We start from the raw sequence: 18936 nt of genomic DNA on the forward strand, positions 1-18936 counted from the left end.
GCACATGCAATGGGAAACCGTGATCGGGCTGGAAATCCACGCACAGCTCAGCACCCAATCGAAGATCTTCTCCGCCAGCGCCACCACCTTCGGCGCCGAACCCAACACCCAGGCCAGCCTGGTTGACCTGGGCATGCCCGGCGTACTGCCGGTGCTCAACGCCGAAGCCGTGCGCATGGCCGTGAAGTTCGGCCTGGCCATCGACGCCGAGATCAGCGCGCGCAATGTCTTCGCCCGCAAGAACTACTTCTACCCGGACCTGCCCAAGGGCTACCAGACCAGCCAGATGGACCACCCCATCGTCGGCAAGGGCCACCTGGACATCACCCTGGAAGACGGCACCACCCGCCGTATCGGCATCACCCGCGCGCACCTGGAAGAGGACGCCGGCAAGAGCCTGCACGAAGACTTCCACGGCATGACCGGCATCGACCTCAACCGTGCCGGCACCCCGCTGCTGGAGATCGTCTCCGAGCCGGAGATGCGCAGCGCCAAGGAAGCCGTCGCCTACGCCAAGGCCATCCACGCCCTGGTGCGCTACCTCGGCATCTGCGACGGCAACATGGCCGAAGGCTCGCTGCGCTGCGACTGCAACGTCTCGGTACGCCCCAAGGGCCAGGCCGAGTTCGGTACCCGCCGCGAGATCAAGAACGTCAACTCGTTCAAGTTCATCGAGCGCGCCATCAACACCGAGATCGCCTGGCAGATCGACGAGCTGGAATCCGGCCGCAAGATCGTCCAGGAAACCGTGCTCTACGACGTGGCGGCCAACGAAACCCGCTCCATGCGCAGCAAGGAAGAAGCCAACGACTACCGCTACTTCCCCTGCCCCGACCTGCTGCCGGTGGTGATCGAGCAGAGCTTCCTCGACGAAGTACGCGCCCAGCTGCCGGAGCTGCCGGTGCAGAAGCGCGAGCGCTTCGAGAGCCAGTTCGGCCTCTCCGCCTACGACGCCAGCGTGCTCTCGGCCAGCCGCGAGATGGCCGACTACTTCGAGGCCGTGCAGCGCACCTGCGGCGACGCCAAGCTGGCCGCCAACTGGGTGATGGGCGAGCTCTCCAGCCTGCTCAACAAGGATGGCCTGGAGATCGAGCAATCGCCGGTGTCCGCCGAGTACCTGGGCGGCATGATCCTGCGCCTGAAGGACGGCACCATCAACGGCAAGGCCGCGAAGACCGTGTTCGCCGCCATGGCCGAAGGTGAAGGGTCCCCCGACGCCATCATCAAGGCCCGCGACCTGGTGCAGAACACCGACAGCGGCGCCGTGGAGACGCTGCTCGACGAGGTGCTCGCCGCCAACGCCGAACAGGTCGAGCAGTACCGCGCCAGCGACGAAGCCAAGCGCGGCAAGATGTTCGGCTTCTTCGTCGGCCAGGCCATGAAGGCGGCCAAGGGCAAGGCCAACCCGGCCCAAGTGAACGAACTGCTGAAGAAGAAGCTCGAAAGCTGAGCCTGACTCCAGGGGGGCCCCGCGTTCGCGAGGATGGCGCTCATGCCGTCACTCCCGCGAGCGCGGGAACCCACTGAACCCAGCCGGGCAAAAGGACCGATTCGCCTCCACCAGGTGACGCCATGCAGCGACTGCTCTGCCTTCTCGCCTTCTCCGGCCTGTTGACCGGCTGCTCCTACATTCCCTTCGAACGCGACAGCGAAACCCCGGGCGACTACCGCGCCGAGGGCCGCGCCTCCTTCTATGGCGCCCGCCACCACGGCCAGAAGACCGCCAGCGGCGAACGCTTCGACCAGAACGCCCTGACCGCCGCCCACCGCACCCTGCCCTTCGGCACCCGGGTCAAGGTCACCAACCTCGACAACGACCGCAGCGTGGTGGTCCGCATCAACGATCGCGGCCCCTATGCCCGCACACGGATCATCGACGTCTCGAAGAAGGCCGCCGAAGCGCTGGGCATGATCCGCTCGGGCGTGGTGCCGGTGCGCGTCGAAAGCCTCAGATGAACCCAAGCAGGAAACCGCTATGAGCGAAACACGCAAACCCGGCGTCCAGGTCCGCCGCGAAGTCATGGGCGACGCCTTCGTCGACCGCGCCCTGGGCAATGCCACCGCCTTCACCCAGCCGCTGCAGGACTTCGTCAACGAACACGCCTGGGGCGGCGTCTGGAACCGCGAAGGGCTGGATCGCAAGACCCGCAGCCTGATCACCCTCGCCGCCCTCACCGCCCTGAAATGCCCCCAGGAGCTCAAGGGCCACGTGCGCGGCGCGCTGAACAACGGCTGTACCGTGGAAGAGATCCGTGAAGCGCTGCTGCACTGCGCCGTCTATGCCGGCGTCCCCGCCGCCATCGACGCCTTCCGCGCCGCCCAGGAAGTCATCGACACCTGGCAGGCCGACCAGAAGGCCTGAGCCCTTCCAAGGGGCTGCCCCGTGGGAGCGAATTCATTCGCGAAAAATGCCCGCAGCGGTCATCGCGGCTGAAGCCGCTCCCTCACCTTGCGGCGCCCATGACAGGTCGAGCGATACGGAGCCTGTGCAACGCCCGCCTCCGCCTGGTGGAGGTAAAAAGCGACCTCCACCCTACGCAACGGTCAGGTCCGAGCGATGCGGGCATGGGTGGGGGCGACTTCAGTGGCCAATAATTCCCCGTAGGATGGGTAGAGCACCGCGAAACCCATCAATAGCGCACCCCAGGCTCACCCGATCAGGGATAGCTGAAGCTCTTCACCAGGGTCAGCTCCCCCGGCTGGCGCATGGGCACGAGGAAGCTCTGCTGCTTCTCGTTGGGCGTGCCCTCTTCGCTGATCACGGTGATCTGGCCGATGGTCAGCGCCTGGCCCGGCGAGCTGCTGCCGTCCTCTTCGCTGCGGTAGCCACCGCCGTAGTAGTTCACGTAGACCAGGTACTGGCCCTTGAGCGGGGTCGGGGTGGCGATCATTTCCGGGCCGTAGCCGGTGGTCACGTCCACGTCCAGGGCCGCGCCGTTGGCCAGGGAGCGCTCGCCATACCACACGTGGCCGCCATCCGGGGTCACCAGGTGCAGGTCGAGGTCGGTGTTGTCGCTGTCCCAGGACAGCACCACGCGCAGGCGCGCCGAAACCCCGCCGCGACCGAGGCTGTAGAACTGCACGCGGCGCTTCTGCTGGCCGTCGGGGCTCTGCACCTCGACGCTGTTGCTGCCGGCCGGGAACACGAAGGGGCGGTCGAAGCCGCCGTCCTCGTTGATCTTCAGCGGCATGTCGATGCCGTTGACCACCAGCCGGCCCGGGCCTTGCGGCGCCTTCGACAGGCCACTGATGGCGCCCTTGATGCGCGCGGTATCGGCCTGGTCCTCGGCGACGTTCACCGAGGATGCCGGGTAGTTGACCTGCTGCATGAAGTGCGCGCCGTCGCCGCTGCCCTCGCGCCAGCCGCCGCGAGGCGTGTCGATGCGCACCTCGGCACTGGCGGCCAGGGGGATCAGGCTGAGTAGCAGGGGGGCGAGGTATCCGGGGCGCAGGCGCATGGGGTCATTCCAGTAACAGGTGGCGGGCGAGGCGTTCGACATAGTCTTCGTCCTGGCCATTGGGGTGGGCCTCGAAGGCCAGGTGCAGGTATTCGTGGGTCAGGTCGAGGCGGTCCTGCAGGGAGAACAGGCCGCGCACGAAGATGCGCCGCCGCTCACGGTCGACATGGGGCTTGCCGGAGGCCAGGCGGCACACGGCGAATTGCTGGATCTCGTCATAACCGGGCTCGGCGTCCAGGGTGGCGCGCCAGCCGCGGCGCTGCGTGCGCAGCCACGCCTCGGCGTTGGGCAGTGCCTGGCAGGCGGCCACGGGCTTGTCCCAGCGGCTGAGGCTGGCACGGGGGAAGGCGCGGGCCAGGATGGCGTCGTAGCGCAGGCCTTCGCCGGCCTGCTGCACCGCCTGCTGCCAGGCCAGGCGATGCGGGCCCGGCTTGTCGCTGTGGTAGGTGACCGGGCTGCCGGCCAGCACCAGGTCGGCGGTCCAGGCGACGATGGCACGGGCCTCGGGCGTGGCCGGGCGCGGTGCCACGCGCTGGCTGGCGCTGCTGTCGTCGATCCTCAGGCAGTCGCCACGGCGGCCGGCGTTCTGCTGCAGGTAGGTGCGGATGGCCACGGTCAGGGCCTTGGCCGCTTCCGCCGGCTGCGCCGAGGCCTCGCGTTGCAGCACGCGGGCCACGTAGTCCTCGCGCTGCAGGTGGGCGGTTAGCTGCAGGGTGTCGCCCTGGCGCTCGAGGAACAGTTCGCCGTCGCTCTCGATGGGCAGGCGGTTGCCGTTGGCGAACTCCACCTCGTAGCGCCCCCGGAGCATGCCCGGCGCCACGGCGGCCGCTTGCCCCTCGTGGCGCACCTGGCGCACCGGGTAGCGGGTGAACAGGCCGACCTCGACGCAAGCGCCGGTTTCCGCCGGCCAGGTCGTGGGCAGCGTCTGCCCGAGCACCTCGGCGTAATCCTTGAGCACCCGCTGGCTGGTGCCCGGTCCACCGGCCCAGACAGGCGTGCCGTCGGCCAGCCAGCCGGCGAAACCACCCTGGCGCGCCTGGGCGTCGCCATCGGCGAGCCAGCTCCAGGTCTTGGCCCGCAGGCGGCCACCGAGGGCCCCCAGCGCGGCGGAGTCGGGGGCGGCCAGGGGCACGTCGAGCAGCACCTGGCGCGCCTGGGCCTGGGCCGGCAGGTGGGCCAGCTCGTCCAGCAGCTCGCTCACCGGCACCCGGGCCTGGGGCTGCAGCTGGTCCAGGCGTTGCAACCAGCCGGCGCCCTGGCGCTCGCGCCAGTAGCGCGACCAGTCGGCGGGGTCGAGGTGCAGGTCGGGGGAAGAGAAATACAGGCCGCAGGACTTCACCAGCGCCTGGTCCCGGTCGATGCGCTCGCCGGGGTTGCAGCAATAGACCTCGTCGCGATCCTGGCCCTTGCACTGGTAGCCGGGGTCGAGACGCGCGTTATCCACGAGGTAGGCGTAGACGAACAGTTTCCACAGGCTGCCCAGCGGCGTCTGGCGCTCGGCGGGCAGGGCCCCGCGCGTGAGCACCCGGCTGCGGTCCAGCTGCAGCAGCTCGTTGCCCTGGGGCCCACGCCAGGCGAGGTTCAAAGGCGCCTCGCCGGCGTGCAGCAGCGGGGCCGCCAGCATCAGCAGGACCCCGGCCAGGTGTCGCGTCCTAGTCAACCTTGATCCGTCCGAGCGCCGGTTCGCTCTCCAGCGCCTGCTCCTGGGGAGCGTAGAGGCGCTGGTAGCGGGCCGGCGGCAGCTCGAAGGAGCCTTTCTGCGAGAAGCGCACCAGGTGCTGCAGCACCACGCTGCCCTGCAGGCTGTCCACCGGCACCGCGTAGAGCAGTTGGCCCGGCTCGTTGCGTGCACGCTCCAGGGTCTCGGCTTCCTCGCCACCCAGGCCGGAGATCTTGATGCCCCAGGTGGTGCGCTCGACATCGGCGCCCGGCGGCAGCGGCACTTCGAGCATGCCGTAGCGCAGCGCGCGCTCGCCCTTGCTGGTGAGCACGATGGTGTCCAGGTAGAGGTCGTCGCTGGAGATGTCCTCCGGCTTCACCTCCTCGGCAGTGAAGCTGAAGGGCTCCTCGCCGGGAACCAGGCGCATCAGGCTGCGGGAGATCTCCACGTCCAGCTTCGCCGGGGCGGCCTGGGCGCTGTTGAAGTCCAGGCGCACGTCCACCGGGTGCGGCAGGTCGGCCGGCAGTTCCAGTTCAGCGGGCACGCCCTGGCCCTGCCAGAGCCAGTAGCCTTCGCCGCTGGTGCCTTCGGCCGCGCGCCAGTCGCCCTGGGGCTTGAGCGCGATCTCTTCGTCGTCCTGGCCGAGGGAACGTTGCAGCCAGGTCAGCGCCAGGGCGCGCTCCAGGGTTGCCTGGCCAGGCGCCAGGCGCTTGAGCAGCGCGGCGGCGCGCTGGCGATCGGCACCGTTGACGTACAGCCCGACGGCCTCGGTGAAGGGTTGCTGGCTGGCGGCCAGGCGCTCGCGGGCCGCAGCGGCCTGGGCAGCCAGTGCGTCCGGCACCTTGGCCTGCACCTGGCGCGCCAGGCCGAGGGTGAGCACCCGCGCGGTCGCGAGGCCCAGGGCCGAATCCGGCGCGGCCATCACCAGGCTCTGGCTGCCGTCGTCCGACAGGGCCTGGTCGCTGCCCTCCCCGGCGGCGGCCAGGTCGGCCATCAGGCCCTCCATCAGGGTGTTGACCGGCAGCTGCATCTCGCGGGCGAAGCCGAGGATCAGCGCGCGCTGCAGCAACGGCGTGGTCGGTGCCTGGGCAGCGTAGACGTCCAGCACGCGCTGCCAGTGTTCCGCCGGCAGCTGCACCTCCAGGGCGCGGCTGGCGTACCAGTCGGCATAGTAGGCGTAGGCGGTGAGGAAGGCATCGGCATCCGCCTCGTCGCCCCACCAGGTGAAGGACGCTTCGGGGCCGGCCATCTGCACCAGGCGCAGGCGGCTGTTCTGCATGATCAGGCGCAGGCGGTCGCGCACGCGCGGCTCGCCCTGGGCCAGGGTCGGGTAGGCCAGGGACAGCGGCAGCAGGCGGCTGGCGGTCTGCTCGACGCCGCCGTAGGGGTAGCCGAGCAGGTCATCGAGCGCCCCCTTGAACAGGGAGCGGCCGCTGTCGTCGAGGCGCAGGCGGATGGCGCTGGCGTCGGCCGGCAAGCCCAGCTCGGTCTTGCCGGCGTAGGCGACGACGGTCTTCGCCTGGGCGCTCTGCCAGCCGCTGGCGGCCAGGTGCAGGGCGACGTCCAGGGCATCGACGACCTGGCCGTCCTGAACCAGCTCGGCATGGAAGTCGCCATTCACCAGGGCGGTCTCGGCCAGCGGCAGGTAGTTGATGCCCTTGGCCAGTTCCACCGGAGTGCGCTGTTCCTGGCCGTTGTAGCGGGTCACCAGTTCGGCCTTGGCACCGGTTTCACCCTGGTTGAAGGCGAACAGGCCGAGGGCCGGCTTGTCACCGCCACGGTAGGTGGCCGGGCCGCTCCACTTCAGGTACAGCGGCTTCTCGGAACGCACGAACTGACGCTTCTGGCCGACCTGGCCATCGGCGTTGACGGCGCGGGCGGTGATGCGCCAGCGGGTCAGCGAGTCGGGCATGCGGAAACTGAAGCGCGCCTTGCCGTCGGCATCGGTGACGAGGTCGGGCTCCCAGGCGGCGGTGTCGACTTCCTCGCGGCGCGGGCGCTCCAGCACCTTCACGCCACGGTCGCTGCGGTTGGCGCGGCCCGGGGCGCTGGGCGTGCCGGGCAGGGCCAGGTCGTAGGCGATGAACGACAGGCTGGCGCTGGTGCGCACGTTGTTGCGACGCGGGTGGTAGAAGAACTGGTCGATGCCCGGGGCGATCTCCGGCTGCAGCGCATAGATCATCTCGTCCACCACGCTGACGGTGAGGCGCGAGGCGGTCGGCTTGCCGGCGTAGCGGGTGGTCAGCTCGACGGTGACCAGGTCGCCGGGGCGGGCGTTTTCCTTGTCGGCGACGATCTGGATGTCGATCTGCGGCGTCGCCACCTTGATGCCGGCGTTCTGGAAGCTGTAGTCGCCGCCACGGGTGTAGAGCGCGGAGAAGGTGATGTTCGGCGAGAAGGTCTCGCCCACCGGGATGCGCGCGCGGTACTGGGTATCGGACAGGCGCTCGATCTTCAGCCAGTCGCCGCCCTTGGACAGCAGCGCGGTGGCCTCGACCTTGTCGCGCTCCAGGGTCAGCAGCGCGTCGCTCACCGGCTCGGGGAAGGTGATCAGGGCCAGGGCCTCGTCACCGGCCTGGTACTCGGCCTTGTCCAGCACGATCTCGATGGTGCCGGCCACGGACTTGACGCCATCGCCGCTCACCGAGTGGCCGGTGGCGCCGAGGATCAGGCCGTGCTCGTCCTTGAGGGTGATGCTGTAGGTGCCGGGGCGCTCGAACTTGAGGTCGAAACCTTCGTCCCCTTCGCCCAGGTTGCCGCTGTGGCTGCTCTGGTCCTCCAGGCGTACCCAGTCGTAGCGCGCGGGCTTGAGCTCGGTCGGGCGCTCGCTGCGGTAGGTGAAGCGCACCGACTCGCCGGCGCTGCTGAAGCGCTGCGGGGCGGTCAGGGCGTAGCGGGCAGCGCCACGCTCGATGAGGATTTCCTTGCTGGTCTTGACCCGGTACGCGGCGCCATCGCTGGCGAACACGGTGAGCAGGTAGCGGCTGGGCTTTTCGGCTGCCGGCAGGTCGATCTCGGCACGGCCCTTGGCGTCGGTGGTCAGTTCGCTGGTGCTCAGCTCGATGGGGAACTGGCCGAGGTACTGCAGCTCGTTGTCGATCATCGACAGCTGCTGGGCGCGCAGGCTCAGTTGCAGCTTGGCGTTGGCCACCGGCTTGCCATCCGGGTAGAGCAGCACCAGGGCGCCCTTGACCGGCTCGCCGGTGCGGAAGTCGGGCTTGGCCAGGTCCAGCGACACCTCGAAGTGCGGCTTGATGTACTCGGCGACGCGGAAGGCGCTGCTGTAGACCTGCTCGCGGTAGGTGAAGCGCAGCTCGTAGCCGCCGGCCACGGCGTTCTGCGGCAGCTGGAAGCGGCTGGCGGTGCCGGACCTGGAGTCCAGGTTCAGGTCGAGGGTCTGCAACTGAGTGCCGTTGGCGTCGAGCACGGCGAGCTTGATCGGTGCGGCGCCGGGCGCCACCGAATCGCGGGCGTTCTTGAACTCGCGGCCGACGATCTTCACTTCCACCCAGTCCCCCGGGCGGTACAGCGGGCGGTCGGTGAAGGCGTAGAGCTTGGTGTCGTAGATCTCGCTGTCGTAATAGAAGTTCTCGGAGACGAACACGCCGCCCTCGGCATCCTCGCCCAGCAGGTAGGAACGTTCCGGGCTGGCATGGCCGAGGCGCAGCAGGCCCTCGGCGTCGGTGCTGCCGCTGGTCATCACGCCCAGGCCGTCGGTCCACAGCACCTTGGCCCCGGCGACCGGGGTGCCCTGGTGCTTGTGCGCCGTCCATACCAGCAGCTCGCCGCCGGCGATCTTGCTCACGGCAACGGTGTTGGAAACGAACACCACGGTGGTGGCGCGGTACTTGCCGACGATGGCCTCGGCCAGGTACAGGCCGGGCTTGAGCTTGCCCAGGGGGATGTAGACGTTACCCGGCTGGACGTTGGTGAACTGGCTGGAGGAGCCGGCCAGCTCGACGCCCTTGGGCGGCTCGATGGGCTTGGCTTCCCACAGCGGGTAGCGGAACTGCGCGACCAGGGGCAGGCCCTTCATGGGGGCGTACTGCACCTGCGGGGTGAACTCGGTGGGCTGGCGGATGGCGTCGCCCATCTTCAGCTCGGGCGCTTCCTCGGTGACCTGCTTGCGCGACTCGTAGGAGAAGGCGCGCTGCATCACCCGCCGCGACTTGCGGTACCAGTTGTCCCACAGGTAGCCGAGGGTGTTGGACAGGCCCTCGCCCTTGAAGTCGCCCTCGGCGACCACCCGGTGCAGGTTCTTCTGGCGCTTGAGGAAGTCCAGCGGGTTGTCGATGCGGTACACCCGCACGTCGACGCCACCGTAGCCTTCCATGCGGTAGCGGCGGTAGTCGCGGCCTGGTGCTTCGAGGCGCACCCTGGCCACCTCGTCGGTGGCGAAGCTGCTGTCGGCCAGGAGGAAGAAGGATTCCCCCGAGAGCGGCGTGTAACCGCTGGACGGCACCTCGTCATCGGCCTGGGCGCTGCCGAAGGGCAAGGCCAGGGCGAGCAGGGTCGCCGCCGACAGGGTGGCGGCGCGGCGCAGCAGGCGGGCGGCAATCATCGGGAGAGGAAGTGCAGCCGATAGATGCCGATAAAGTTGGGGTTGGATTCGTCGGGGATCCATCGGGTGTCCTTCCATGTCATGAGTTGTTGCAGGCTCACGGAGCGCATGCCGTTATCGGTCGGCGTGGTGGTTCCGGTGTGGTACGCGATGTCGCGCCCCATCCAGATCATCAGGTGCTGCTCGTCGCCCTGGTCGAAGAAGATCAGGTCGCCGGGCCGCGCCTGGTTGAGGTCGCGGCCGGCGAACCGGCTGTTGTACTGGATCAGCTTGATGGCATTCACATAGGGCCCGACCTTGCCGCCGCCCTGCTGCCAGGTCTGTGCCAGGCGGCGCTGGCCGTCGGTCAGGTCCAGCTCCGGCGGCAGGTAGCGGTTGGACAGGCCGTTGGCGCGCAGCCACTTGCCGTCGTGGGGTTTGAGCGCCTCGTTGGCGGCAAAGCGCACCAGGCCGGCGCAGTCCTGCTGGTGCCAGCGCGGGCTCGGCCCCTGGCGCAGCTGCTCCTGGGCGATGCGCACGAACCAGGCGCGGAACACCTGGGACTGCTCGGCGTCCAGCGCGGGGACGTCCTCGGCGCGCACGGCCAGGCTCCACGCCATCAACAGCGCGGCAAGGCCCAGCGGCAGGCGAGCCAGGGTGCGGGTCACAGCGGGCGCCACTCCAGCGGCAGCCATTGCCGGTCGGAGCCGGTCTTGGTGCCCTCAGGCAGCGCCAGGGCGTACTTGCCATGGCCACCCAGGGCCCGCAGCTTGGGCAGCAGGTGGGTTTCGGCCGCGTTGCGGAACACCGGTTCGTAGTTGCTCGGCAGGCTGTCGAGGGTTTCGCGCTCGAGCAGCTTGGACAGGCCGTCGGGGGCCATGAAGGCCGGCACCAGGGCGTCCTTGGGCAGGGTCTCGGCCAGCGGCGGGAAGCGCTTGTCGAGGGTATCCAGGCCCTTGGTCACCAGCTTGTCGTCGAGGGAGAACAGCAGGGTGTCGCCATGGCGCGCCAGGCTCACCCGGAAGAAGCCGCTGGAGCCCAGGGCGTCCGGGTTGGCGTTCTCGCTGGCCGGGTACTGGCCGAAGTTGGAGCCGACATCGCGGGTCCAGCGCCGGGTCTCGCCCTGGGTCTGGTCGTCCACCGGGAAGCGGCCGCCCTCGACATAGGGTTCGTAGGCGCCGATCACCGAGCCGAACAGGCCCTCGATGGCGGTATCCAGTTCAGGCGTCACCTTCTCGCCCAGCTGGGTGACCAGCAGCGGCGAGTGCAGGCGCGATTCGGCGTACCAGCAGAGGCCGGCCGCGCCGTTCAGGCGTTTCTCCAGCTCGGCGGCGACCTCCTTGCCGGCACCGACGCGGTCCAGCAGCTTGCCGGGCACGCCCGGTGCCACCGGCAGGGCGACGCAGGCGCTGGCGCCCATCGGCATGGCCTTCCAGATGGGGGCGAAGTCGAAGGCCGGCTGGTCGTCGACGTCGTTGAGGGCGACGTAGCTGTGCCAGCCCTTGTCGTCCATCTCGAAACGCAGCCCGGCGAAGGACGGGAAGAAGCGCTGGTAGCCGAAGGCGACGTACTCGCCGCCCAGGGCGATGCGCTGCTGCTCGGTGCCACGGGCATCCAGGCCGAAGCGCTCGGGGAAGGGGTTCTCGCCGTCCAGCAGGGATTCCACCGACTCGGTGGCGTCCTTGGCCAACTGGCCGGCTTCATCCATCAGCATGCCGGGGCTGGACAGCACCAGCAGCTTGTCGCCGTGGCTGGCCAGCAGCACGGAGCGGTCGCCCAGGTAGCTCAGGCGGTAGAGCGGCACGGCATCGCCGTCCACGCGCAGCTCGCCGGCCTGGCTCAGTTGGCTGTCGTCGAGGGCGACGTGGGCCAGGGGCTCCAGCACCCGCGCCAGGCCACCGCGCTCGATGGTCAGCAGCACGTGCTTGAGCTTGCCGTCGGCGCCGCGCCACAGGGCGACTTCGGCGGGCTGGTCGAGCAACTCGTCCAGCAGCGTGTCCTGCAGCTTGAGGTCACGCTCGTAGATGATCCGCCGCAGGCTGCCGGCGAGCCCGAGGCGGTCGGCGTTGTCCTGGTAGTAGAAGACGAAGTCCTCGGTCAGGGTGTCGCGCAAGAGCGGCACGGCGAGGATGTCCTTGGGCAGGCGGCTCAGCGAGACGCTCTCGATCAGCGCATCGGGGCGCTTGAGGTCGAGGCCCAGGGCACTCTTCTCGGCCAGCTCGCGCGGCGGTTCCTTCGAGCACCCGCCCAGCAGGCCGAAGGCGGCCAGCGGCAGCAGCAGGCCGGCGGCCAGGGCGCGCGGGTGGCGTGCCAGGACCGGGCGGCGGGCCGGTTCGGGTGTGGTGGTCTGGCTCATGTCGAATAACCCCAGTTCATCCAAGCGTCGGGACATCAGAAATTGAAGGATTTGACGAGCAGCAGCTCGCCGATGGCACGCAACGGGACGAGGAAGCTCTCGCGCTTCTCATTCACGGTGTTCTCGTTGAACACCAGGCTGATCTGCGAGGTGATCACCTCGTTCTGGTTGCTGCCGGCGTCGAAGTTGTAGCCGCCGGCGCCCAGGTTGCCCCAGTAGTTGACGTACACCAGGTAGGTGCCGTGCAGCGGCGCGGTCATGGTGAACATCTCCGGCCCCGGGCCGTCGACGCTGTCGGTGTCCAGGCCGCCGCCGTTGCTCATCACCGGGTCCGCCCAGAAGGCATGCTGGCCGTCGGGGGTGATGATGTGCAGGTCGAGCTCGGCCTTGGGGTCGTCCCAGCCAAGCACGACGCGCAGGCGCGCCGGGGTGCGATGGGTGTTGGCCTCGTAGAACTGCACGCGGCGGAGGGACTTGCCATCGCCGGACACCAGCTCGACGCCGTTGGAGCCGGCGCCGAAGGCGTAGGGGCGGACGAAGCGGCCCTGGTCGTCGGTGTAGAGAGGCAGCGGGTTGCCGTTGACCACCAGGCGGTGCGGCTGGCGCACCTGGCCGAGGTTGGCCAGGCGGCCTTCGATCAGGGTGCGGTTGCGCTGGCCGCCTCGGTCGATGGGCGGCGTGGGGTAGGCGACGGCGGGGTTCTCGCTGCGGTCCAGCAGCCCGGCGTAGCGCCAGCCGGCGGTCGGCCCCTCCAGCGTCGCAGACGGTTCTGCAGCCTGGGCCAGGGAAGCCAGGAACGTCAGGCAGAGCAGGAAGGGGGCGCGCATGTTTAATCCTTTAATGGCGCAAAGGCGCTGATGCTAGAGCCTGATGGGGAGCCGCGCAATCCGGGGCGATGAGGAGTCGGAAGTCCCTCACAATTTGAAACATCTAACCCCGGAAAGCTAGATCAGCCCCATCAGCTGCAACGTCAGCAGGCCGACGTTGGTGGTGATCACCGCCGCCAGCGTGGTGATCACGATGATCGCCGCCGCCAGTTCGTGATTGCCGTTCACCGCGCGCGCCATGACGAAGCTGGCCGCCGCCGTGGGGCTGGCGAAATAGAGGAAGAGGATCGCCAGTTCGGCATTGCGGAAGCCGCAGGCCCAGGCGCCGAGCGTGGCCACCAGGGGCAGCCAGACCATCTTCATCAGGCTGGCGCTCAGCGCCATCGGCCCGCTCGCGCGCAGGGAGGCCAGGGACAGGGTGCCGCCGATGCAGATCAGCGCGAGCGGCAGGGTCATCTGCGCGAAATACTCGCCGGAGGTGACCACCCAGGCCGGCAGCGGCAACTGCAGGTAGGCCACCGGGATGGCCGCCAGCACACCGATGATCAGCGGGTTGCCGAGGATGCTCTTGGACAGGCTCCAGGGGTCGGTCTTGGCGTTGGGCGCGTAGAGGGCCAGCACCACCGAGGACAGGGTGTTGTAGCAGAGGATCACCACGCCCCCGAGCACCCCACCCACCGAGAGCCCGTAGTCGCCGTACATGCTGGTGGCCAGGGCCAGACCGATGATGCCGTTGTTGCCGCGGAAGGCACCCTGGGTGTAGACGCCGCGGTCCGCCTTCGGCACCCGCCAGGTCGCCCAGAGCCAGGCCAGGCCGAAGCACATCAGCGTGGCCAGGACGAAGTAGCCGATCAGCCGGGGCTGCAACGCCGTGCGCAGGTCGGCCTGGACGATGGCGAGAAACAGCATGGTCGGCATGGTGCCGCGGAACACCAGCGAGGAGGCGGTATCGATGAAGGGCGCGTCGATCCAGCGCAGGCGACGCAGCAGCACACCAAGGAAAAGCATGGAAAAGACCGGCGCGGTGATGCCGATGATTTGCTGGACGACGGCGAACATGGAAAGGCCTGGCGCGCGGGGATAGTTAGGCGGCTAAGGATAACCAAGTCGGGGCGGCAAGTGGCTTTCGTGAAGCTTTCAGGGCAGAGAAAAGCCAGCCCATGGCGTTAGGGGAAAGCCCGATCGCGAATGAATTCGCTTCTACAATGACCAGCCGGGCCAGCACATGGGCATGATCGCTGCGTAGGGTGGAGGTCGCTCTTCACCTCCACCAAGCGGGGCCAGGATCGGCACAAGGTCGTGCCTGGGGCTCCGTATCGTTGGGCTTCGTCCCTCAGCCCAACCTACGAGCCGAGGTCGCCCCGACGAAAGCGATGACGTAGCCCGGACTTCAGTCCGGGACATGTCGGCGGCCGCACTCCGGGCTGAAGCCCGGGCTACGGGGAACCGCGCTTCGGCGTCAGCGACGCACCGGGCGCTTCTGCAGCTTGCGCTGCAAGGTGCGGCGGTGCATGCCCAGGGCACGGGCGGTGGCGGAGATGTTGCCATCGTGCTCGGCCAGCACCCGCTGGATGTGCTCCCACTGCAGGCGGTCCACCGACATCGGGTTTTCCGGCACCAGGGTGTCCAGGTCGGCATGCTGGGACAGCAGCGCGGTCAGCACGTCGTCGGCATCGGCCGGCTTGCACAGGTAGTTGGTGGCGCCGCGCTTGATGGCTTCCACGGCGGTGGCAATGCTCGAATAGCCGGTGAGGATCACCACGCGCATCTCCGGGTCCAGCTCCAGCAGCTTGGGCAGCAGCACCAGGCCGGAGTCGCCCTCCATCTTCAGGTCGAGCACGGCGTAGTCGGGCAGGTCGTCCCTGGCCAGGACCAGGCCTTCCTCGGCCGAGCCGGCGACCGAGACCCGCAGGCCACGGCGACTCATGGCACGGGCCATGACACGGGTGAAGGTGGCGTCGTCGTCCACCAGCAGCAGGTGGGGCTGTTCTTCGCCTTCGATCAGGGGTTCATCGCTCATTTGGACTCCTCGCGGATTCAAGCTCAGACAACGCCGTAACCACGGGGCAGGCGCAACTCGGTGAGGGTACCGCCATCTTCATGGTTGTACAGCTTCACGGTTCCGCCGGCGCGGGTGACGCTGGCCTGGCTGAGGAACAGGCCGAGGCCGAAGCCCTTGCCCTTGGTGGTGAAGAAGGGCCGGCCGAGCTGTTCGGCGATGGCCAGGGGCACGCCGGCGCCATGGTCACGGATGCTCAGCACCATCCACTGGTGATCCCAGTTGATGCGGATGTCGAGCTTGTCCGGGCAGGCGTCGGCAGCATTGTTCAACAGGTTCAGCAGGGCCTGGGTCAGGTCGGCCGGCGGCATGAGCCGGGGCGGCTGGCCGATGCCCAGGCACTGGTAGCGATAGGTGGCCTCGGGGCGCATCAGGTGCCAGCGGTTGAGGGTGACTTCCATCCACTCCACCACCGATTGCTCCACCACCGCCTGGCGTCGATCCGCCTCGGCGGCACGCACCAGCTGCTGCAGGGTGTCCTTGCACAGGCGCACCTGCTCCTGCAGCAGGGCCAGGTCATCCTGCAGGGACGGCTTGTCGCCGTATTCCTGGCGCAGTTCCTTGAGCAGCACGCTCATGGTCGCCAGCGGCGTGCCCAGCTCATGGGCGGCGCCGGCGGCCTGGGTGGCCACGGCCAGCAGCTGCTGGTCGCGCATGCCCTCTTCCCGGCGCACGGACTGCAGCTGGTCCTGCCGACGCAGCTCCTCGGTCATCCGTGCGGCGAAGAAGGTGATCAGCGCAGCAGCCAGGGCGAAGCTCAGCCACATGCCGTAGATCAGCAGGGTCTCGCGCTGGGCCACCGGCATCTCCAGCGGGTGGAACCACACCAGCAGCAGGGTGTAGGCGGCAAGCGCCATGCCTGCCAGCACCAGGGTGTAGAGCCAGGGCAGCGTGGCGGCGGCGATGGTCAGCGGCACCAGGTAGTAGGAAACGAAGGGGTTGGTCGAGCCGCCCGAGTAATAGAGCAGCACGCTGTGGATGACCAGGTCGCAGGCCAGCTGCACCGAATACTCAAGCTCGGTGACCGGCCAGGGCCCGCGCAGGCGCAGGGCGGTGCTCAGGCACAGGATGACCGATACACCGAGGGTGACCGACAGCTCCAGCCAGGGCAGCTGCAGCAGCTGGGCCTTGTAGGCGAGCCCCACCGAACCGGCCTGGGCGGCCAGCACGAGGATGCGGATGAAGGTCAGGCGCAGCAGGTTCTGCCGGCTGGCGGACAAGAGGGGCAAGGGTTCGAGCATGGGCACTCCAAGGCGTCGGCGGAGTATAACCAAGGCGTCGCGCGCTCCGCTGATATGCGTCAACTCGCCGCATCGTCGCATGCCTTCCGTCGGCCGACGACGGGGCTTCGTTCCACTGGCCCTGCCCGGAACGCAAAAAAATGTTCCGGGTCTTAACCCCGATCGCAGCGGACCTGCGTCTAACCCCGTGACTGCTGCACAATCCGTGCACCCACTGCCTCTCACAAGGAGCCGTTATGCAAGCCATCACCCGCCTCGCCGCTGCCATCACCCTGTGCGCCGCGACCTTCGGCAGCCTCTGCGCCCAGGCCGAGGACGCCCGCTACAACCAGGTGGCGCTGCGCGCCGAGGTCAGCCAGGAAGTGGCCCACGACCTGATGCACGTGACCCTCTACAGCGAATCCCAGAGCGCCGACCCGGCCAAGCTCGCCGCCGAAATCACCCGCACCATCAACGCCGCGGTGGAGAAGGCCCGCGCCACCAATGGCGTATCGGTAAGCCTGGGCAGCCGCAACAGCTACCCGGTCTACGACGACAAGGGCCAGAAGATCACCGGCTGGCGCGAGCGCGCCGAACTGCGCCTGGAAAGCCCCGACTTCGCCACCCTCTCCCAGCTCAGCGCCGACCTGATGGGCACCCTGAAGATGGGCGGCATGGACTTCAGCATCGCCGACCCGACCCGCAAGAAGAACGAGGACGCCCTGATCAAGCAGGCCGTGGATGCCTTCAAGGCCCGTGCCCAGCTGGCCACGGAAGCCCTCGGCGGCAGCGGCTACAAGCTGGTCAGCCTCAACCTCAACAGCGCCGGCTTCCAGCCGCAGCCGGTGATGATGCGCGCCATGGCCGCCAAGTCGTCGATGTACGACAGCGCCCCGGCACCGGAAGTCGAGGCCGGTACCAGCCGGGTGACCGTCAACGCCGACGGCGTCATTGAGGTGCAGATGCCCTGATTCCGGGCGGGAGCCGCGCTGCAACGGCGCGGCTCCCTTTCATTCCCGCGCCCCTCATTTGCATATTTGCGACACCGCCTTACACCTTCGTCACAGCTTCTACACTCTCCCCTGCCCTCGGCTTGCCTCAGGCATGTGCCGTGCATAGGTTCTTGCAAGGTCCCTCACGAAGGGACCCCTCACGATGACAACCACAACAAGACATGAGGTCAAAATGCGTAAAAACGCCGTCATCCAAGCGCTGCTCGCCGCCGGCCTGATCGCCGCCGCCCCGCTCGCCAGCGCCGCCAGCAACCTGGTCTTCTGTTCCGAAGGCAGCCCCGCTGGCTTCGACCCCGGCCAGTACACCACCGGCACCGACTTCGACGCGGGGGCCGAAGCGGTCTTCAACCGCCTCACCCAGTTCGAGCGCGGCGGCACAGCGGTCGAACCCGGCCTGGCGGAGAAATGGGACATCTCCGACGACGGCCTGACCTACACCTTCCACCTGCGCCCGGGCGTTAAGTTCCACAGCACCGACTACTTCAAGCCCACCCGCGAATTCAACGCCGACGACGTGCTCTTCACCTTCCAGCGCATGCTCGACAAGGACCACCCCTTCCGCAAGGCGTACCCCACCGAGTTCCCCTACTTCACCGACATGGGCATGGACGCCAACATCGCCAAGCTGGAGAAGCTCGACGCGCACACCGTGCGCTTCACCCTCAACACCGTGGACGCAGCCTTCATCCAGAACATGGCCATGAGCTTCGCCTCCATCCACTCCGCCGAATACGCCGACCAGCTGCTCAAGGCCGGCAAGGCCGCCGACCTCAACCAGAAGCCCATCGGCACCGGCCCCTTCGTCTTCAGCCGTTACCAGAAGGACGCGCAGATCCGCTACAAGGGCAACAAGGACTACTGGAAGCCCGAGGACGTGAAGATCGACAACCTGATCTTCGCCATCAACGCCGACGCCTCGGTGCGCTACCAGAAGCTCAAGGCCGGTGAATGCCAGATCACCGCCTACCCGCGCCCGGCCGACCTCGACGCCATGCGCAAGGACCCCAAGCTCGACGTGCCCCAGCAGGCCGGCTTCAACGTCGGCTACATCGCCTACAACATCGAGCACAAACCCTTCGACAAGCTCGAAGTGCGCCAGGCGCTGGACATGGCGGTGAACAAGCCGGCCATCATCAAGGCCGTCTACCAGGGCTCCGGCCAGCTCGCCACCAACGGCATGCCGCCAACCCAGTGGTCCTACGACGACAGCATCAAGGATCCCGCCTACGACCCCGAGAAGGCCAAGGCCCTGCTCAAGGCCGCCGGTGTCGCCGAAGGCACCGAGATCACCCTCTGGGCCATGCCCGTGCAGCGCCCCTACAACCCCAACGCCAAGCTGATGGCCGAAATGCTCCAGGCCGACTGGGCCAAGATCGGCATCAAGGCCAAGATCGTTTCCTACGAGTGGGGCGAGTACAACAAGCGCGCCAAGGCCGGCGAGCACGACGCCCTGCTGATCGGCTGGACCGGCGACAACGGGGACCCGGACAACTGGCTCGGCGTGCTCTACGGCTGCGATGCCATCGGCGGCAACAACTACTCGCGCTGGTGCGACAAGGGCTACGACAAGCTGATCAAGGAGGGCAAGGCGGTCACCGACAAGGACAAGCGCACCGCCCTCTATAAAGAAGCCCAGCAGATCCTCAAGCGTGAAGTGCCGATCACCCCGATCGCCCACTCCACCGTCAACCAGCCCATGAGCAAGGCGGTGAAGGACTTCCGCATCAGCCCCTTCGGCCTCAACTCCTTCTACGGCGTCAGCGTCGAGAAGTAAGCCGTATCGGCGGGGCCGCCCGGCCCCGC

General features: G+C 68.2%; 14 protein-coding genes. 5 read left to right on the forward strand and 9 right to left on the reverse strand.

All coding sequences use genetic code 11. From position 1 onward, the window contains the following. Positions 1–4: 4 nt before the first annotated feature. The 3 genes from gatB (at position 5) to ACYJSS_RS14575 (ending at position 2362) form a co-directional block, all read left to right on the forward strand. Positions 5–1450 carry an Asp-tRNA(Asn)/Glu-tRNA(Gln) amidotransferase subunit GatB gene (gene gatB / locus ACYJSS_RS14565; RefSeq protein WP_111263660.1) on the forward strand — a complete coding sequence of 482 codons (1446 nt, stop codon included), beginning with the start codon at positions 5–7 and terminating at the stop codon, positions 1448–1450. A gap of 122 nt (positions 1451–1572) precedes the next feature. Then, positions 1573–1956, forward strand: coding sequence for a septal ring lytic transglycosylase RlpA family protein (locus tag ACYJSS_RS14570; protein WP_111263661.1), 384 nt, complete (start codon positions 1573–1575; stop codon positions 1954–1956). Positions 1957–1975: 19 nt separating this feature from the next. Further along, positions 1976–2362 carry a carboxymuconolactone decarboxylase family protein gene (locus tag ACYJSS_RS14575; protein ID WP_111263662.1) on the forward strand — a complete coding sequence of 129 codons (387 nt, stop codon included), beginning with the start codon at positions 1976–1978 and terminating at the stop codon, positions 2360–2362. A gap of 295 nt (positions 2363–2657) precedes the next feature. Here the strand turns inward: ACYJSS_RS14575 and ACYJSS_RS14580 are convergent, their stop codons facing one another. The 9 genes from ACYJSS_RS14580 to ACYJSS_RS14620 form a co-directional block, all read right to left on the reverse strand. Then, a complete protein-coding gene (locus ACYJSS_RS14580; RefSeq protein WP_111263663.1) occupies positions 2658–3458 on the reverse strand; it encodes a YfaP family protein in 801 nt (266 codons plus the stop codon). 4 nt (positions 3459–3462) lie between these two features. Then, positions 3463–5082: a DUF2300 domain-containing protein gene (locus ACYJSS_RS14585; protein ID WP_111263664.1), complete on the reverse strand. Its 1620-nt coding sequence runs from the start codon at positions 5080–5082 to the stop codon at positions 3463–3465. Positions 5083–5110: 28 nt separating this feature from the next. Further along, entirely contained in the window at positions 5111–9679 is a 4569-nt protein-coding gene (locus tag ACYJSS_RS14590; RefSeq protein ID WP_111263665.1) for an alpha-2-macroglobulin family protein, read from the reverse strand. Then, positions 9676–10353, reverse strand: coding sequence for a DUF1175 domain-containing protein (locus ACYJSS_RS14595; RefSeq protein WP_111263666.1), 678 nt, complete (start codon positions 10351–10353; stop codon positions 9676–9678). Before ACYJSS_RS14595 ends, ACYJSS_RS14590 begins: the two co-directional genes overlap by 4 nt. Then, positions 10323–12014 carry a DUF2138 domain-containing protein gene (locus ACYJSS_RS14600; protein ID WP_111263667.1) on the reverse strand — a complete coding sequence of 564 codons (1692 nt, stop codon included), beginning with the start codon at positions 12012–12014 and terminating at the stop codon, positions 10323–10325. Before ACYJSS_RS14600 ends, ACYJSS_RS14595 begins: the two co-directional genes overlap by 31 nt. 35 nt (positions 12015–12049) lie before the next feature. Continuing rightward, the gene (locus tag ACYJSS_RS14605) at positions 12050–12841 is read right to left on the reverse strand and encodes a YfaP family protein (protein ID WP_111263668.1); all 792 of its coding nucleotides are present in this window, start codon (positions 12839–12841) and stop codon (positions 12050–12052) included. A 117-nt stretch (positions 12842–12958) separates the two neighbouring features. After that, positions 12959–13900: an AEC family transporter gene (locus ACYJSS_RS14610; protein WP_111263669.1), complete on the reverse strand. Its 942-nt coding sequence runs from the start codon at positions 13898–13900 to the stop codon at positions 12959–12961. 400 nt (positions 13901–14300) lie between these two features. Next, on the reverse strand, positions 14301–14861 hold the full coding sequence (locus ACYJSS_RS14615) for a response regulator transcription factor (protein WP_111263670.1): 561 nt from the start codon (positions 14859–14861) through the stop codon (positions 14301–14303). Positions 14862–14884: 23 nt separating this feature from the next. Then, positions 14885–16141 (reverse strand): ATP-binding protein, encoded by a 1257-nt coding sequence (locus ACYJSS_RS14620; RefSeq protein ID WP_111263671.1) that lies wholly within the window; start codon positions 16139–16141, stop codon positions 14885–14887. A 236-nt stretch (positions 16142–16377) separates the two neighbouring features. On the opposite strand from ACYJSS_RS14620, the gene ACYJSS_RS14625 reads away from it, so the two are divergent. Further along, a complete protein-coding gene (locus tag ACYJSS_RS14625; RefSeq protein WP_111263672.1) occupies positions 16378–17091 on the forward strand; it encodes an SIMPL domain-containing protein in 714 nt (237 codons plus the stop codon). 214 nt (positions 17092–17305) lie between these two features. Further along, positions 17306–18907: an ABC transporter substrate-binding protein gene (locus tag ACYJSS_RS14630; protein WP_111263673.1), complete on the forward strand. Its 1602-nt coding sequence runs from the start codon at positions 17306–17308 to the stop codon at positions 18905–18907. The last annotated feature ends 29 nt before the right edge of the window (positions 18908–18936 follow it).

Source organism: Pseudomonas sp. No.21 (genome assembly GCF_054558415.1).

Bases quoted from the DNA above. Each gene is read 5' to 3' on its own strand.
- ACYJSS_RS14585 (WP_111263664.1), bottom strand. From the start codon at position 5,082: ATGCTGGCGGCCCCGCTGCTGCACGCCGGCGAGGCGCCTTTGAACCTC.
- ACYJSS_RS14580 (WP_111263663.1), bottom strand. From the start codon at position 3,458: ATGCGCCTGCGCCCCGGATACCTCGCCCCCCTGCTACTCAGCCTGATC.
- ACYJSS_RS14570 (WP_111263661.1), top strand. From the start codon at position 1,573: ATGCAGCGACTGCTCTGCCTTCTCGCCTTCTCCGGCCTGTTGACCGGC.
- ACYJSS_RS14615 (WP_111263670.1), bottom strand. From the start codon at position 14,861: ATGAGCGATGAACCCCTGATCGAAGGCGAAGAACAGCCCCACCTGCTG.
- ACYJSS_RS14625 (WP_111263672.1), top strand. From the start codon at position 16,378: ATGCAAGCCATCACCCGCCTCGCCGCTGCCATCACCCTGTGCGCCGCG.
- ACYJSS_RS14575 (WP_111263662.1), top strand. From the start codon at position 1,976: ATGAGCGAAACACGCAAACCCGGCGTCCAGGTCCGCCGCGAAGTCATG.
- gatB (WP_111263660.1), top strand. From the start codon at position 5: ATGCAATGGGAAACCGTGATCGGGCTGGAAATCCACGCACAGCTCAGC.
- ACYJSS_RS14610 (WP_111263669.1), bottom strand. From the start codon at position 13,900: ATGTTCGCCGTCGTCCAGCAAATCATCGGCATCACCGCGCCGGTCTTT.
- ACYJSS_RS14600 (WP_111263667.1), bottom strand. From the start codon at position 12,014: ATGAGCCAGACCACCACACCCGAACCGGCCCGCCGCCCGGTCCTGGCA.
- ACYJSS_RS14595 (WP_111263666.1), bottom strand. From the start codon at position 10,353: ATGGCTGCCGCTGGAGTGGCGCCCGCTGTGACCCGCACCCTGGCTCGC.
- ACYJSS_RS14605 (WP_111263668.1), bottom strand. From the start codon at position 12,841: ATGCGCGCCCCCTTCCTGCTCTGCCTGACGTTCCTGGCTTCCCTGGCC.
- ACYJSS_RS14590 (WP_111263665.1), bottom strand. From the start codon at position 9,679: ATGATTGCCGCCCGCCTGCTGCGCCGCGCCGCCACCCTGTCGGCGGCG.
- ACYJSS_RS14630 (WP_111263673.1), top strand. From the start codon at position 17,306: ATGCGTAAAAACGCCGTCATCCAAGCGCTGCTCGCCGCCGGCCTGATC.
- ACYJSS_RS14620 (WP_111263671.1), bottom strand. From the start codon at position 16,141: ATGCTCGAACCCTTGCCCCTCTTGTCCGCCAGCCGGCAGAACCTGCTG.